We start from the raw sequence: 15099 nt of genomic DNA on the forward strand, positions 1-15099 counted from the left end.
CGCGTTTCCCCCGCGCGTGGTAGCTCAGCCTGTCGATGCCGTCGGCGTCGCCCCGGTGTCCTCCGGGCGGGAGGTGGCTGGGCCTGTCGAAACCGCCGACAACTGACGCCGATCCAGGCCCGTGCCGGGCGATGTCTCCGCAGGAGCGGTGCACCGACCGGCGGACACAACGCAGGAATCCGGCGGCGGGGTACACCGCCCGGCCCGTCGGCCGGGGCCGGCTACCGGCGTTCCTCCTGCGTCATGTCCGTTCCGGTCGGAACGCCCGCCGGCGTCAGTGCGACTCGACCACGCACACCGCGCTCATGCCGGGGGTGAGCGCCTCGAAGACGTGCGGCGCGTCGCCGGGGTACGACAGGTAGTCGCCGGGCGAGAGCTCGTACGGGTCGTCGGCCGGGCCGACGCGGCCGCGACCCGTCACCATCACGAGGTGCTCGACCGTCCCGCGCGGGTGAGGGTCCGACAGCCGTGGCGAGCCCGGCTCGGCGCTCAGCAGGTAGATGTCGCGCCGTGCGTGGGGCGGGCTCGCCGACAGCAGCACGGCGAGATAATCGGATGCCGACGACGGCACCGCCGTGGCCGCTTCGCCCGCGCGGACCAGGATGGGGGAGCGCACGCCCTCGTCGACCAGGACGGCGAAGGGGAGCTCGAGCGCGGTCGCCAGAGCCCAGAGGGTTTCGACGCTCGGGTTGCCGCCACCGTTCTCGAGCTGGGAGACGGTCGCCTTGGCCACCCCGGCTCTCCGTGCGAGTTCCGAGATGCTGAGATCTCGCCGCTCGCGCTCGCGTCGCAGGGCCGCGGCGATCCGATTGCCGAGATCCGTCATGTGTTCATTATGCTCACCGTCCGTTCGACTTGACGAACACCGCTCCCTCGTTCACTATGATGTCCATGCGTTCGTTCTACCGAACACCCGAGGGTGTCGCCTCCCGACAGGGCCTCGCCGTCGCCCTCGCGACCAGCGCCTACGGGATCTCGTTCGGCGCGCTGGCGGTGGCATCCGGTCTCGACGTCTGGCAGGCCTGCGTGCTGAGTCTGCTGATGTTCACCGGCGGCTCGCAGTTCGCTTTCGTCGGCGTCATCGCGGCGGGCGGTCTTGCCGCGGCGCCCGCGGCGATCGCGTCGGCGGCACTGCTCGGCGTGCGCAACGCCGCCTACGCGATGCGGATGGCGCCGGTGATCGCGGGCGGATTCTGGCGGAAGGCCGCGGCGACGCAGTTCACCATCGACGAGTCGGTCGCCGTGGGCCTTTCGCAAGACACCGCGCGCGCCCGACGAGCCGGCTTCTGGGTCACCGGCATCGCCATCTGGGTCGGGTGGAATCTGTCGACGCTCATCGGCGCGTTGCTGGGTGACGTGCTCGGCGACCCGCGAGCCTACGGCCTCGACGCCGCCGCAGCCGCGGCGTTCTTGGCGTTGCTCTGGCCCCGCTTGCGCGGCCGTCAGCCGCTCGCGGTCGCGGCCGGCGCCGCCGTCGTCGCGGCGCTTCTCACTCCCGTGCTCATGCCCGGCATCCCGGTGATCGCCGCGGCCGGTGTCGCCGTCGCCGTGGGGCTGTTCGACCCGCGTCGGCCCACGCCCGCCGCGCCGGGCACGCTCGAAGAGAGGGGGATGCCGTGACCCTGTGGAACGCGGTGCTGCTGGCATCCGTCATCTGCGTCGCCCTGAAGGCGGTGGGGTACCTGCTCCCCGCGCAGTGGCTCGAGGCCCCGCGCCCCGCGCGGATCGCCGACCTGCTCACGGTCGCTCTTCTGGCGGCGCTCGTGGTGGTGCAGACGCTGGCCGCCGGTCCCACGATCGTGGTCGACGCGCGGGTGCCGGCGGTGGGCGTCGCCGCGCTGCTGCTCTGGGCGCGGGCGCCGTTCCTCGTCGTCGTCGCGGCTGCGGCCGTGACGGCTGCGCTGCTGCGGTTGTGGGGCTGGGCGGCGTGAGCGGGACCGCCCACAGCCCGCCATCGCCGCCGCCGGTGCACTGAAGTGGTGGGCTCTGGCAACCTGCGCGTGGTCGGTTGGGTCGTCGCCCTCTCGATCGGTGTGTCCCCCGGCACGGCGGGCAGAGTTCGTCGGGCATTTCTTCCGGGGCCTGTCCGGTCGGGCTCATCCTCGCCGCCGTCGGTTGCGAGGCGCTCCTCGTCGCGCTGAGGACGCCGTTCTTCCGATTGGCAGGAGTGGCGGCCTGACGCGACCGTGTCGCGAAACGACAGCGGCCGGGTGTCGCGCAGGATCTGCGCGACACCCGGCCGCCGTCGTTTCGTGCCCGGGGGTCAGATGGACGGTTTGATGATCGCGAAGCCGCGCTTGGAGGTGCTGTTCACCCCGAAGGAGCGAATGGGAGGGAGGTTGCCGCCGCTCTGCGGGAACGCCACGGGCGTCGTCTGCGCCACGCCGGTGTTGTCACCGAGTTGGCCCTGGTCGTTCGCGCCCCACCCGACCGATCTCCCGTTCTCGAGGACGGCGTATGCGGTTGCGAAGGAGGTGCCGAGTGCCGTCGCGCTGGAGATGCCCGCCACCGCGGCGGGGGTGCCGCGCGTCGTGGTCGTCCCGTCACCGAGTTGACCTTGACCGTTGTCGCCCCACGCGCGGATGGTGCCGTCCGTGAGCATCGCGAAGGTGCTGTACCCGCCGGCGGCGATCGCAGTGGCCGTCGAGATCCCCGTCACCGTGACCGGCGAGAACGCGAAAGTCGTGCTCCCGTTGCCGAGGTTCGAGCCCGTGGAGCTCCCCCATGAGCGGATCGTGCCGTCGGAGAGGAGCGCGAAAGCCGTCGCCGTTCCGCCCGCAATCGCGATCGCGGTGGAGATGCCGGTGACCGGGCTCGGCGTCGTCCGGTACGCGCGCGTGCCGTCGCCCAACGCTCCGCCGCCCCAGGTGAGAACGCGCCCATCGGAGAGCAGTGCTATGAGCGTGCTGCCGGTCGGGCTGGCATTGCAGACAAGAGCAACCTGTATAGCTGTTGTGATGCCGGCCACGAGCTGGGGGGTGCTGTTTATCGAATTGTTCTGTCCGTTCAGATCCTGTCCCCATCGGTAGACCGCCCCCGAGGACGTGACCGCCAAGACGAGCCTCTCGGCCACCGCGATCCCCGTGACGTTCGTCAGGCCGCTGACGAGAGCCCACCTGGTGCGACTCGTCGTTGTTCCGTCGCCGAGCTGGCCGGACTCGTTGTTCCCGACGCCCCAGACGGTGCCGTCCTCGAGGAGGGCGATCGAGAAACCGTTGCCGGACCCCACGGTGAGAATGGGCGAGGGGAAGACCTTGGAGAGCTGGGTGGGAGATGTGAGGGTCGGGCTCGTCGAGTCTGTGCCGGCGCCACCCGCGGTTCCGACGTTGCCGGTGTCGTTGGAGCCGACCGCGAAGGCGTTCGCCCCCACGAGCGGAGCAGACGTCGTCGTGACGACCCCGCCGCTCCCCGCGCGAACGGTGATGGTCGTCTGCGGAAAGAGATACGGATCGCCTGCGACGAGGGTGGTGGTGGCCCGTCCCGACGAGTCGGTCACCACCGTCACCGGAGACACCCACCCCAGGTCGGTGTCGAACGTCACTGACTGCCCGCTCAACGCAGCGCCCGTTTTCGAGTCGGTCATCGTGGCGAAGATCCCGGTGGTGATCCCGGTGGGCAGCGGACTCGGGAGCGAGGCGAGCGTGATCGTGCGCGGACCGACCACGAGGAATCGCGCGTTGCCCAGGCTGGTGTTCGGCAGCGAGGTCACGTCCGACGCGCCGGTCAGATCCACCGGCACCGTGCGGTTGGTGGTGGTGCCGTCGCCGAGCTGACCGCCGGTGTTGGATCCCCACGCCTTGATGGATCCGTCGCCGAGCAAGGCGAACACGGAGGAGTTCGTGGCCGCCACCTGTGTGGCCGTGGTGATCCCGCTCACCACGACGGCGTTCGTGCTGCGGTCGAGGACGTTGGTGTTCCCCGTGCCGTTGCCCATCTGGCCGGAGCTATTGCTGCCCCACGAAACGACCTTTCCATTGTTGAGAAGGGCGTGGCCGCTGTAGTTCGTCGAGGTGACCTGCGTCACACCGGCGACATTCGCGACCGTGATCGGGGTCGGACGATTGGTCGTGGTGCCGTCTCCCAGCTCCCCGTCTTCGTTGAAGCCCCAGGCGGCGACGGTGCCGCCTCCCAAGAGGGCGTAGACGTGGTGGTTGCCGCACGCGATCTGCTTCGCGTCGCCGAACGTCAGCACCTGCACCGGGGTCGTGCTGGCGGTCGTTCCGCCGTTCCCGAGTTGGCCGTAGTTGTTGGCCCCCCATGCGCGGACCGTGCCGTCGGACAGGAGGGCGTAGCCGGAGCGGAACCCGCAACCGATCTGCTTCGGCGACGAGATCCCGTTCACCGCCACCGGTGTCGATCGGTCGGTGATCGATCCGTCGCCGAGCTGTCCGCTGGAGTTCGACCCCCACGCCATCACGGATCCCGACCCCAGGAGAGCCATCGCCCAGAACCCGCTGGCCGCGATCTGGGTGACACCGGAAAGCGAGGGGATCTTCGCCCATGTCGAGCGATCCGTCGTGGTCCCGTCGCCCAGCTGACCATTTCCGTTTCCGCCGACACTCCAGACCGTCCCGTCTTGGAGAAGGGCGAGGGCGTAATCGGTACCGGATGCTGTCGAGACAACGGGGGAGGGAAAAACCAGTTCCAGCTGAGTCGCGGTGGTCACGTTGGATTCCGGCGAGCCCGTACCCGTGCTGTTCGGGCCGAAATTCTGTCCCGTCGCGTACACGTTCGCGCCGGTCATCGTAAGAGATGCCGTTCCCGACACTCCATTGCTCAGAGCCGTGACAGTGACGCTTGTCCCGGGAGGGGTCCAGGGTCCGTTGGTCGTGAGGGTCGACGTGGCGACACCGGAGCCGTCGGTCGTCGCGGTCGTCGGCGAGAACCTCGTTCCGTCCGAGCCTGTGAACGAAACGGCTTCTCCCGCGACGGGGGCGCCCGATGCATTCGTCAGGACAGCGGTGACGGTGACGGTACCGGCGGCCGGAGCCTGCATGTTGGGTGTCGTGGTGACGATCGTGGTCTGTCCCGAGGCGGCAGCGAAGGCCGGAGTGGTCGTGACCGCCACGACCACCGGTACGGACCACGCTGCGCCCGCAAGGACCGTTCGGCGAGAGAGCGAGGGGGCGGACGATGCGTCCGTGGGCGCAATCGATGTCATGGCGATCAGTTCCTCTGCGTGAGATGTGAGACCAAGGGTGAGGAGAGGTCAGAGCGATGCTGTCTCGTTTCCGTCCGTGTTCGGGGCTGCTCGATTCCTCCGTGGATGGGGTGAGGCGCCACGTACGTGCGGACTGTCGATGGGAGCCGAAGCGAGAACGGACGTCGGCCGTTGACGCAGATCACCCCTTTCGGTCGAGATCCTCACCTGCGGGCGGAGGCGCTAATTCCCTCACAGGTCACCAAGGCGAACCCGTCTAAGCTGAGCCGGTGAAAGCTGGCATCCTGCGCGTCATCGGGTGGATCGTCGCGCTGCTCGTCGGAGCCTTCTACGGTGCGGCCGGCACCGTGGCGCAGGCGTTCCTCGTCGGTCCCGTCCCCGTCGGGCTGCTGCTGGCGACGGTCGGCAGTGCGGCCCTGTTGATCGCCCTGCGCACCCTCACCGGTGACCGTGTGAACGCGCTGGCCGGCGGGCTCGGCATCACCCTCGCGACCTACGTGTTCTCGCAGATCGGACCGGGCGGCTCGGCGATCGTCGCGGCTCCGACCGCCGGCACCGAGTGGGTCCCGCTCGTGTGGACGGTCGTCGGCCCCGCGCTGATGGTGCTCGTCGCGCTCTGGCCCGACTTCTCGAAGCTGCCGGCGCCCGCGCGTCCGAGCGGATCATAAGCCCGCGGGTCGGCGCGGGGCCCGCCGTCCGGTCGCGATTAGACTGAACCCGTGACTTACGTGATCGCTCTCCCGTGCGTCGATGTCAAAGACCGCGCCTGCATCGACGAGTGTCCGGTCGACTGCATCTACGAAGGCGAGCGGTCGCTCTACATCCACCCCGACGAATGCGTCGACTGCGGTGCGTGCGAGCCGGTGTGCCCCGTCGAGGCCATCTACTACGAAGACGACCTGCCCGAAGAGTGGTCCGACTACTACAAGGCCAATGTCGAGTTCTTCGACGACATCGGATCGCCTGGCGGCGCGGCCAAGGTCGGTGTGATCGCGAAGGATCACCCGGTCGTCTCGTCGTTGCCCCCGCAGAGCCACTGAGCCGTGGGCGTCGCCGACCTCGCCGACTACCCGTGGGACGCCGTCGCCCCGTACGCGGAGCGCGCGCGGCGGCATCCTGACGGGATCGTCGACCTCTCGATCGGCTCACCCGTCGATCCGACGCCGGCGGTCATCGCCGCGGCCCTCGCCGACGCGACCGACGCCCACGCCTACCCGCAGACCGCGGGAACGCCCGCCCTGCGCGAGGCGATAGCCGAGTGGTACCACCGTCGGCGCGGAGTGCCGGGGCTGAACGCGTCGCACGTGCTCCCCACGGTCGGCTCGAAAGAACTCGTCGCCCTCCTGCCGCTGCTGCTCGACCTCGGGCCCGGCGATGCGGTGGTGCACCCCCGAGCCGCGTATCCGACCTACGAGGTCGGAGCTCGCCTCGTCGGTGCCGAGGCCGTCGCCTCCGACGACCCCGCCGAGTGGCCGGCGCACACGAAACTGGTCTGGATCAACTCTCCCGGCAATCCCGACGGCCGCGTGCTGACCACGCAGGAGCTGCAGGATGCCGTGACCCGGGCGCGCGAGATCGGTGCCGTCCTGGCCTCCGACGAGTGCTACGCCGAACTCGGCTGGGACGCTCCGTGGGATGCGCAGCCGGTGCCCAGCGTGCTCGATCCGGCCGCGGTGGGCGAAGACCTCAGCGGTGTGGTGTCGGTGTACTCCCTCAGCAAGCAGTCGAATCTCGCGGGGTACCGCGCCGCGTTCCTCGCGGGCGACCCCGCTCTCGTGGCGCGCCTGCTGACCGGGCGCAAGCACCTCGGGCTCATACCTCCCGCGCCCGTGCAGCGCGCGATGACCGTCGCCCTCGGAGATGACGCCCACGTCGCGGCCCAGCGCGAGCTGTACGCGCGTCGTCGCGCGGTGCTGAAGCCCGCGGTCGAGGCCGCCGGCTTCACGATCGACCACAGCGAGGGCGGTCTGTACCTGTGGGCAACCGAGGGACGGGACGCGTGGGAGAGCGTGGGGCGGCTCGCCGATCTCGGCATCCTGGTCGGCCCCGGGCACTTCTACGGGGCGCACTTCCCGAATCACGTGCGGTTCTCGCTGACCGCGACCGACGAGCGGATCGCGGCGGCGGCGGAGCGCCTGATCTCCTGAGGCTCTTCCCCTCGACGGAGCAAGTGGAGCGACCCGCCCGGGCGGTCACGGAGCGCGAAGCGGCATCCGGCCCGCTGATCAGGAGGATCCCTCCATTCGATGGGGCGATCCTTTGGCGATGTCATCTGTACGTCGGCGTGCCTACTAGGCTGTAAAAGCACTGTGTCCGGGTACCTTCCGTGCGCGTGCCGACCCGGAGGCCATACCCGTGGCATCCATCGGTCGAGAAGACCGCGGGTGCCGCAGCTCCCGCGATCGACCACATGGGCGACCAGAAATCGCAAGGAGGCGCGGTGAGCGACGCGGGCACGCAGCAGGACAAGGCCACTCTGACGGTAGGGGGCTCCACCGCCGAATTCCCGGTCCTGCGAGGCACCGACGGCGTCCCCAGCATCGACATCGCGTCGCTGACGAAGCAGACGGGGCACACCACCCTCGACTACGGCTTCGTCAACACGGCGTCGACGAAATCGGACATCACCTTCATCGACGGCGACCAGGGCATCCTGCGCTATCGCGGGTACCCGATCGAGCAGCTGGCGAAGAACAGCACCTACCTCGAGGTCGCGTGGCTGCTCATCTACGGCGAGCTGCCCTCGGCATCCGAGCTGGCGTCGTTCGACGAGCGCATCCGCCGTCACACCCTGCTGCACGAAGACCTGAAGCGCTTCTTCTCGGCGCTGCCGCCGACCGCGCACCCGATGTCGGTGCTGTCGGCCGCCACCGCAGCCCTGTCGACCTACTACGAGGCCGAGTCCGACCCGCACAACCCCGAGCACGTCGAGCTCAACACCGTGCGCATGCTCGCAAAGCTCCCCGTGATCGCGGCCTACGCGCACAAGAAGAGCATCGGCCAGGCGTTCCTGTACCCCGACAACTCCCTCGGCTTCGTCGACAACTTCCTCAAGCTGAACTTCGGCGTGCTGAGCGAGATCTACCAGGTCAACCCGGTCATGACGAAGGCGCTCGACCTGCTGCTCATGCTGCACGCCGACCACGAGCAGAACGCTTCGACCTCGACGGTGCGTCTGGTCGGCTCGACCGGGGCGAACCAGTTCGCGTCGATCTCCGCCGGCATCCAGGCCCTCTCCGGCCCGCTGCACGGCGGTGCGAACGAAGCCGTGCTGCAGATGCTCGGCCGCATCCGCGACTCCGGCGAGAGCGTCGAGCGCTTCGTCGAGCGGGTGAAGAACAAAGAAGAGGGCGTCAAGCTCATGGGCTTCGGCCACCGGGTCTACAAGAACTACGACCCGCGCGCCAAGCTCGTCAAGGGTGCCGCCGACGAGGTGCTCGAGGCGCTCGGCGTCAGCGACCCGCTGCTCGACCTCGCCAAGGAGCTCGAGCAGATCGCGCTCGAGGACGACTACTTCAAGGAGCGTCGCCTCTACCCGAACGTCGACTTCTACACCGGCGTCATCTACAAGGCGATGGGCTTCCCCACGCGCATGTTCACTGTGCTGTTCGCGATCGGTCGCCTGCCCGGCTGGCTCGCCCAGTGGCGCGAGGCCATCACCGACCCGCAGACCAAGATCGGCCGCCCGCAGCAGCTGTACACGGGTGCCGCCGAGCGCGACTACCCCGGGGTCTGACCCGGCCTGAAGCGCCCCGTCCCTCTCTTGAGGGGCGGGGCGCTTTGCTGTGCGCGCGGGGTGGGACCTCGTCCCCCTTGTGGCCGGGGGTGGAACGTCGTCCCACTGATGGCCGGGGGTGGAACCTCGTCCCACTTATGGCGGGTTGGAGGCGCCTGGACCAGCCATAAGTGGGACGAGCACCGTCATAAGTGGGACGAGGGGGGGGCAATGGTGCGGCAGGGAGGCCCCAGGGCCGCACCGCTCGCGCCCCACCCGCTAGGGTCGGGGCATGCCGCGTCTGTTCGTCCGCCGTCCGTCGTCGCGACTCGCCGAGGGCGAGCTCACCCATCTCGACCGCGTTCCCGTCGACGCGGCCCTCGCGCTCGCCCAGTGGCGTGCCTACGTCGAGGTGTTCGCCTCGCGCGGGTGGGAGGTCATCGAGATCGATCCGGCCGACGACCAGCCCGACGGGGTGTTCGTCGAGGATGCCGTGATGATGTTCGATCGTCTCGCGGTGCTGTGCCGCGCGGGCGCCGTCTCGCGCCGCGGCGAGACCGAGAGCGTGCGGGTCGCGGTGGCGGCATCCGGGATCGAGATCGCCGAGATCGACGAGCCGGGCACCCTCGACGGGGGCGACGCGCTGAAGGTCGGGCGCACCGTCTACGTGGGAGCTTCGTCGCGGACGAACGCCGCGGGCATCGAGCAACTGCGCGGGCTGCTGGTCCCGCGCGGCTGGGAGGTGCGCGAGATCCCGGTCACGAAGGTCCTGCACCTGAAGTCGGGGGTGACGGCTCTTCCCGACGGGACGGTCGTGGGATTCGAGCCGTTGATCGACGACGCCTCGCTGTTCCCGGTGTTCGCGGGCGTCCCCGAGGAGCACGGCACGGCCGTGGTGGTCCTCGACGACGAGACAGTGCTGATGTCGGCGGACGCCCCCGCCACCGCCGCGGAGCACCGATCGCGCGGCCTCGAGGTCGTCACCGTCGACGTGAGCGAGTTCGAGAAGCTCGAGGGGTGCGTCACGTGCCTGTCGGTGCGCGTCCGCGACTGAGATGGACGCCGACGAGATCCCCGGCGGCCCCGGCTGGGTGATCGGCGCCGACCTGCGGCCGCGGATCACGGATGCCGCGGCCTTCCGGCACGGCCTGCGCGCGGATCCGCTCGTCGACGTCGTGGAGGCCCTGTGGAGCGGCGATGCGGAACGGGCGCTGCGGATGCTGGAACCGGCGACCACCGCTCGGCGCCGCGCTCTGCGCGCGGACTGCCTCTGCGCGCTCGGCGACATCGCCGCCGCCCGTGACGAGTACGACGAGCTCGTGCGCGAGGCCGAGAACACGGCCCGTGAGGCGGTGATGCGGCAGCACCGGGGCAAGGTGCTGATGGCGGCGGGGGAGATCGGCGATGCGATCGACGACTTCGCTCGAGCCCTCGAGCTGCGTCGCGAGGGGGACTCCGCGTCCGACCTCGTCGCCTCGTCCGCGCACGCGCTGCGCATCGCGAGGCGGCGGCTCGCGGAGCGGCGCGAGGGGCCGCCCCGGCGCGACGACGCGGAGCGATGAACGCCGCTCCTCCCGAAGCGTGCCGCGGTGCAGCGCGGTCGGGAGGAACGGCGTCGTCGATCGAGCGGGTGAGACCTCAGGCGTGCAGCGCCTCGTTCAGCGTCACGCCGACGCCGGCACGCGCGGACGCCTCGACGGCACCGGTGAGCGAGTTGCGACGGAACAGGATGCCGTCGCGGCCCGACAGGTCGCCGGCTTTGACCGTCTCGTCGCCCACGCGCACCTTGGTCCCCGCCGTGACGTAGAGCCCGGCCTCGACGATGCAGTCGTCGCCGAGCGAGATGCCGATGCCGGCGTTGGCGCCGAGCAGGGTGCGCGCGCCGATCGAGACGCGGTGCGTCCCGCCTCCCGAGAGGGTGCCCATGATCGAGGCACCGCCGCCGATGTCGGTGCCGTCGCCGATCACCACGCCCTGCGACACGCGCCCCTCGATCATCGAGGCGCCGAGGGTCCCGGCGTTGAAGTTGACGAAGCCCTCGTGCATCACCGTCGTGCCGGGGGAGAGGTGCGCGCCGAGGCGCACGCGCGAGGCGTCGGCGATGCGCACTCCCGCGGGGAGGACGTAGTCGGTGAGGCGCGGGAACTTGTCGAGTCCCTGCAGCTGGATGCCGTGGCGCTTCAGCTGCGGGAGGATGCGCGCCGCGGTCTCGGGGTGCATGGGGCCGGCGTTCGTCCACGCGACGTTCGGGAGGTGCCCGAAGATGCCGTCGAGGTTGATGTCGTTGGGGCGCACGAGCAGGTGCGACAGCGCGTGCAGACGCAGGTAGGCGTCGACGGTCGAGGTGGGAGCGGCGTCGGCGTCGATGGTCAACGCGACCGTCTCCACGACGACGTCGCGGCGCTCGTCGGGGCCGGTCGACGACTCCAGTGCCGCGGCCGCGGCATCCAGGTCGTCGGGGACGCCGAGAACCGGCTTCGGGAACCAGGCGTCGAGCACCGTCCCGTCGGTGGTCCGCGTCGAGAGGCCGGCAGCGCTGATGCGTCGTTCGTTGCTCACAGGCCCAGGCTACCGGCGGGACCGCGTGTGAAAGGATCGGTGGCATGACCGCGCTCGACCTCACCGCCTCCTCCGTCGACCTCACCCGCGCGGTCTGCGACATCGCCAGCGAGTCGGGCGACGAGAAGACCCTCGCCGACGCCATCGAGGCCGCCCTCGCCGGGTACGGTCACCTCGAGATCATCCGCGACGGCGACACGATCGTCGCGCGGACCGACCTGGGCCGCGCGCGTCGTGTCGTGATCGCGGGGCACATCGACACGGTTCCCATCAACCGCAACCTCCCGGTCGAAGAGCGCGAGATCGACGGCGAGGCCTTCCTCTGGGGCCGCGGGACCGTCGACATGAAGGCGGGGGTCGCGGTCCAGCTGAAGCTCGCCGCCGAGCTGACGGCTCCCGGGGTCGACATCACCTGGATGTGGTACGACCACGAAGAGGTGGATTCGTCGCTCAACGGCCTCGGCCGACTGTCGCGCCACCGCCCCGATCTGTTCGCCGGCGACTTCGCGATCCTCGGCGAGCCGAGCAACGGAGAGGTCGAGGGCGGGTGCAACGGCACCCTGCGGGCGCTCGTGCGCACCGAGGGCGTCCGCGCCCACAGCGCCCGCTCGTGGATCGGCGAGAACGCCATCCACAAGGCCGCACCGATCCTCGCCCGCCTGGCGGAGTACCACGCGCGGACCATCGCGGTCGAGGGGCTCGACTACCGCGAGGGGCTCAACGCCGTACGCATCACGGGCGGTGTCGCCGGCAACGTCATCCCCGACGCGTGCGAAGTGGAGGTCAACTACCGTTTCGCGCCGAGCCGTGACGCCGCCGCCGCGGAGCGCGTCGTGCGCGACGTGTTCGCGGGCTTCGACGTCGAGATCGTCGACATCGCCGAGGGGGCGCGTCCCGGCCTCGACGCCGAGCTCGCCCGCGAGTTCGTGGAGGCCGTCGGCGCGACGCCCACGCCCAAGTACGGATGGACCGACGTCGCGCGGTTCTCGGCCCTCGGCATCCCCGCCGTCAACTACGGTCCGGGCGACCCGCACCTCGCGCACCACGACGAGGAGCGTGTGCCGGTGGCGCAGATCGACGCGGTCGAACGGGGCCTGCGGGCCTGGCTGAGCGGGTCGTGACGACCGCGGCCACGGTTCCCGCGCCGGTGCGCGCGTGGCGGGCGCTGCCCGTGGCCGCGCGCATCGCCGTGATCTACGTCGCGGCGCGCCTGGTGACCACGGGTTTCTTCCTGCTGGCATCGAGCCTCTCGGGCCCTGGATCGCGGTACGGCATCGCTCCGTCGCTGGGCGATCTGGCCCTCGGGTGGGATGCGCAGTGGTACTGGTTCGCCGCCGTCTCGGGCTACCCGCAGCACCTGCCGATCACTACGACCGGGCACGTCGCCGAGAACGCGTGGGCCTTCATGCCGCTCTACGCCTACCTGTCCGCCGGCCTCGGCACGGTGCTCGGTTCGTGGGGCGCGGGGGCGGTCGCGATCTCGCTCGCCTCCGGGTACGGCGCGAGCGTGATGCTCTACGCGCTCCTGCGCGAGCGCATCGGCGCCTCCGCAGCGATGTGGGCTGTCGTCTTCTTCGCCAGCGGCCCGCTCGCCGCCCTGTTCCAGGTGGGCTACGCCGAGGCGCTCTTCCTCTTCCTGCTCTTCGTCGCACTGTGGTGCGTCCAGCGTCGGCGGTGGGGGTGGCTGTACCTGCTCGTCCCGGTCATGGGATTCACCCGGCCCGGCATCCTTGCCTTCGCGCTCTTTCTCGCGCTGTACGGCGTGCATCGCTTCGTGCGTCGCCGTGCGGAGCCGCTTCCCGCGCGCGAGGTCGCGCACATCGTCGCCCTGGGGCTGCTGTCGGGGGCGGTGGGCTTCGCCTGGCAGGCGATCGCGGCGGCGGTGACGGGGGAGTCGGGCGCTTACCTCGCGACCGAGCTGGCCTGGCGTCGCAACTGGATCGCCGACGGCAGCGGGGCGTTCGTGCCCGTCGAGGGCTGGGTGCAGGCCGCGGAATTCTGGTTCACGCAGTGGGGTCTCGGCCCGGTCGTGGGCGTCGTCGCGCTCGTGCTGCTGATCGGCGTGGTGTCCGTCGCGCTCGTGACGCTGCCGCAGGTGAAGAAGCTGGGCGTCGAGGTGCGCCTGTGGTCGGCGAGCTATCTCGTCTACCTGCTGCTGGTGTTCTTCCCGCAGTCGAGCATCTTCCGTCTGCTCGTGCCGGTGTCGCCGCTGTGGGGCGCGCTGGCGGTGCCGCGCTCGCTCCGGTGGCGCGTGGGTGTTCTCGCCGCGGCGCTGCTGGGCCAATGGTGGTGGATCTACAACATGTACGCCCTGGGGAACACGTTCTGGCAGATCCCCTGAGCGCCTCTGCGCGCCTCCTCTCGCGCCGGGATGACCCACGGGGTCGGCGGTTCGACGAGGTCGTGCGCTGACGCACTAAACTAGTTCTCAGACCAACGAGGAAAAGGGGGCCGCGATGGCAGCCATGAAGCCGCGTACCGGCGACGGACCGATGGAGGCCGTGAAGGAGGGCCGGTTGATCATCGTGCGCGTGCCGCTCGAGGGCGGCGGGCGTCTCGTCGTCTCGGTGAACGACGCCGAGGCGAAGGAACTCCACGACGTGCTCGGTGGTGTCGTCGGCGCCGCCTGACGATCATCCCGCACGAAGGCCGGTCCCCTCGGGGGCCGGCTTTCGTCGTTCCCGGGGGCGCGGCATCCGGGAACGACGGGACGGGCGCGGTCGCGGAGGGTGGCGGTGGGCGGCATCCGTCTTCCCTCCGCGCAGGAGCTGCGCGCCGGGGCTGCGGCGAGCGGCATCTGTGGTCCGCCCACACGCGGGAGCTGCGCACCGGAGCCGCCCGCCGCGGCCGCTCGCCGCGGCGCACCGGAGCCGCCCGCCGCGGCCGCTCGCCGCGGCGCACCGGAGCCGCCCGCCGCGGCGCACCAGGCCGCGCGCGAGGGCTGCGAGCCGAGCCCGCGCCGGCGATGCGTCAGGCGTCGGCCGCGCGCGTCGTCAGCTGGAGGAGGCCTTCGCCGGTGGTGGAGAGTGCGCCGATCACCGCGGGGGAGGCCTGGACCTCCTGGATGAGCGAGCGATAGGCCGTCGTGACGGCGTCGCGGCGCACCGGGTCGGCCACCGCTCCTCCCGCGAGCACGCGGGGGATCAGCACCGTCCCGCCCGCGCGCACGAGACGCAGGCCGTGCTCGACGTACTCGATCACGCCCTCGGGGTCGGCGTCGATGAACACGATGTCGTACGACGCCTCGTTCATGCGCGGCAGCACATCGGAGGCGCGACCCGTGATGAACCGCGCGCGGGCGGCCGGCACCCGTGCATCGGCGAACGCCTGCCGCGCGGCACCCAGGTGCTCGGGCTCGCTGTCGATCGTCGTGATCGTGGCGCGGGGCGAGCCGTGCAGCAGCCAGAGTCCCGAGACGCCGCCGCCGGTACCGACCTCGACGATGTTCAGCGCGCGCGAAGCGGCCGACAGGACGGCGGCCTGGGCGCCCACGGCGGGGCTGACCGGCGCGGCACCGAGCTCGAGCGCGTGCGCCCGGGCGCGAGCGATGTGCTCGGGCTCGACCGTCGACTCCTGCACGAACCGTTCGTTCGCCTGCTGACCGCTCACGTGGACCTCCTCGACTCAGGCTAGACGGCCGGACGGTCCGCGCCCCCCAGGCGCG

16 protein-coding genes are annotated in these 15099 nt (G+C 70.7%); 12 read left to right on the plus strand and 4 right to left on the minus strand.

What is annotated here, in order from left to right; translation table 11 throughout:
* Positions 1 to 274: 274 nt before the first annotated feature.
* Positions 275 to 826 (minus strand): helix-turn-helix domain-containing protein, encoded by a 552-nt coding sequence (locus FB047_RS00440; RefSeq protein WP_136585296.1) that lies wholly within the window; start codon positions 824 to 826, stop codon positions 275 to 277.
* A 65-nt stretch (positions 827 to 891) separates the two neighbouring features.
* Between FB047_RS00440 and FB047_RS00445 the strand changes: the two genes are divergently transcribed.
* Both FB047_RS00445 and FB047_RS00450 read left to right on the plus strand, forming a co-directional pair.
* Entirely contained in the window at positions 892 to 1620 is a 729-nt protein-coding gene (locus FB047_RS00445) for an AzlC family ABC transporter permease (protein ID WP_136585297.1), read from the plus strand.
* Entirely contained in the window at positions 1617 to 1931 is a 315-nt protein-coding gene (locus FB047_RS00450; protein WP_136585298.1) for an AzlD domain-containing protein, read from the plus strand. Before FB047_RS00445 ends, FB047_RS00450 begins: the two co-directional genes overlap by 4 nt.
* Before the next feature lie 332 nt (positions 1932 to 2263).
* On the opposite strand, the gene FB047_RS00455 is transcribed toward FB047_RS00450, so the two are convergent.
* Positions 2264 to 4744 carry an RCC1 domain-containing protein gene (locus FB047_RS00455; RefSeq protein ID WP_476703374.1) on the minus strand — a complete coding sequence of 827 codons (2481 nt, stop codon included), beginning with the start codon at positions 4742 to 4744 and terminating at the stop codon, positions 2264 to 2266.
* Here FB047_RS00455 and FB047_RS17140 point away from each other — a divergent pair.
* From FB047_RS17140 to FB047_RS00485, 7 genes are all read left to right on the plus strand, one after another.
* Positions 4659 to 5183: a hypothetical protein gene (locus FB047_RS17140; protein WP_240752387.1), complete on the plus strand. Its 525-nt coding sequence runs from the start codon at positions 4659 to 4661 to the stop codon at positions 5181 to 5183. The two genes, FB047_RS00455 and FB047_RS17140, sit on opposite strands and share 86 nt — an antisense overlap.
* Before the next feature lie 247 nt (positions 5184 to 5430).
* Positions 5431 to 5829: a DUF6113 family protein gene (locus tag FB047_RS00460; protein ID WP_136585300.1), complete on the plus strand. Its 399-nt coding sequence runs from the start codon at positions 5431 to 5433 to the stop codon at positions 5827 to 5829.
* Between the two features lie 51 nt (positions 5830 to 5880).
* Entirely contained in the window at positions 5881 to 6201 is a 321-nt protein-coding gene (gene fdxA, locus FB047_RS00465; protein ID WP_076676249.1) for a ferredoxin, read from the plus strand.
* A gap of 3 nt (positions 6202 to 6204) precedes the next feature.
* A complete protein-coding gene (gene dapC, locus FB047_RS00470) occupies positions 6205 to 7308 on the plus strand; it encodes a succinyldiaminopimelate transaminase (RefSeq protein ID WP_136585301.1) in 1104 nt (367 codons plus the stop codon).
* A 293-nt stretch (positions 7309 to 7601) separates the two neighbouring features.
* The gene (locus tag FB047_RS00475; RefSeq protein WP_136585302.1) at positions 7602 to 8897 is read left to right on the plus strand and encodes a citrate synthase; all 1296 of its coding nucleotides are present in this window, start codon (positions 7602 to 7604) and stop codon (positions 8895 to 8897) included.
* Between the two features lie 271 nt (positions 8898 to 9168).
* Positions 9169 to 9930 (plus strand): dimethylargininase, encoded by a 762-nt coding sequence (ddaH, locus tag FB047_RS00480; protein ID WP_136585303.1) that lies wholly within the window; start codon positions 9169 to 9171, stop codon positions 9928 to 9930.
* A 1-nt stretch (position 9931) separates the two neighbouring features.
* Positions 9932 to 10438, plus strand: coding sequence for a hypothetical protein (locus FB047_RS00485; protein ID WP_136585304.1), 507 nt, complete (start codon positions 9932 to 9934; stop codon positions 10436 to 10438).
* Between the two features lie 76 nt (positions 10439 to 10514).
* Here the strand turns inward: FB047_RS00485 and dapD are convergent, their stop codons facing one another.
* Complete coding sequence (gene dapD, locus FB047_RS00490; protein WP_136585305.1) at positions 10515 to 11435, minus strand: 2,3,4,5-tetrahydropyridine-2,6-dicarboxylate N-succinyltransferase; 921 nt, start codon at positions 11433 to 11435, stop codon at positions 10515 to 10517.
* Between the two features lie 44 nt (positions 11436 to 11479).
* Here dapD and dapE point away from each other — a divergent pair, with 44 nt between their 5' ends.
* The 3 genes from dapE to FB047_RS00505 all read left to right on the plus strand — a co-directional run bounded on the left by dapE (position 11480) and on the right by FB047_RS00505 (position 14065).
* Entirely contained in the window at positions 11480 to 12556 is a 1077-nt protein-coding gene (gene dapE, locus FB047_RS00495) for a succinyl-diaminopimelate desuccinylase (RefSeq protein WP_136585306.1), read from the plus strand.
* Positions 12553 to 13776: a hypothetical protein gene (locus FB047_RS00500; RefSeq protein ID WP_136585307.1), complete on the plus strand. Its 1224-nt coding sequence runs from the start codon at positions 12553 to 12555 to the stop codon at positions 13774 to 13776. The genes dapE and FB047_RS00500 overlap by 4 nt, the downstream gene beginning before the upstream one ends.
* 115 nt (positions 13777 to 13891) lie before the next feature.
* Positions 13892 to 14065, plus strand: a complete 174-nt coding sequence (locus tag FB047_RS00505) for a DUF3117 domain-containing protein (protein ID WP_136585308.1) — start codon at positions 13892 to 13894, stop codon at positions 14063 to 14065.
* A 340-nt stretch (positions 14066 to 14405) separates the two neighbouring features.
* Here FB047_RS00505 and FB047_RS00510 read toward each other — a convergent pair whose 3' ends face one another.
* On the minus strand, positions 14406 to 15044 hold the full coding sequence (locus FB047_RS00510; RefSeq protein WP_136585309.1) for an O-methyltransferase: 639 nt from the start codon (positions 15042 to 15044) through the stop codon (positions 14406 to 14408).
* Between the last annotated feature and the right edge of the window lie 55 nt (positions 15045 to 15099).

It is taken from the genome of Microbacterium hydrothermale (assembly GCF_004854025.1).
Taxonomy (GTDB): domain Bacteria; phylum Actinomycetota; class Actinomycetes; order Actinomycetales; family Microbacteriaceae; genus Microbacterium; species Microbacterium hydrothermale.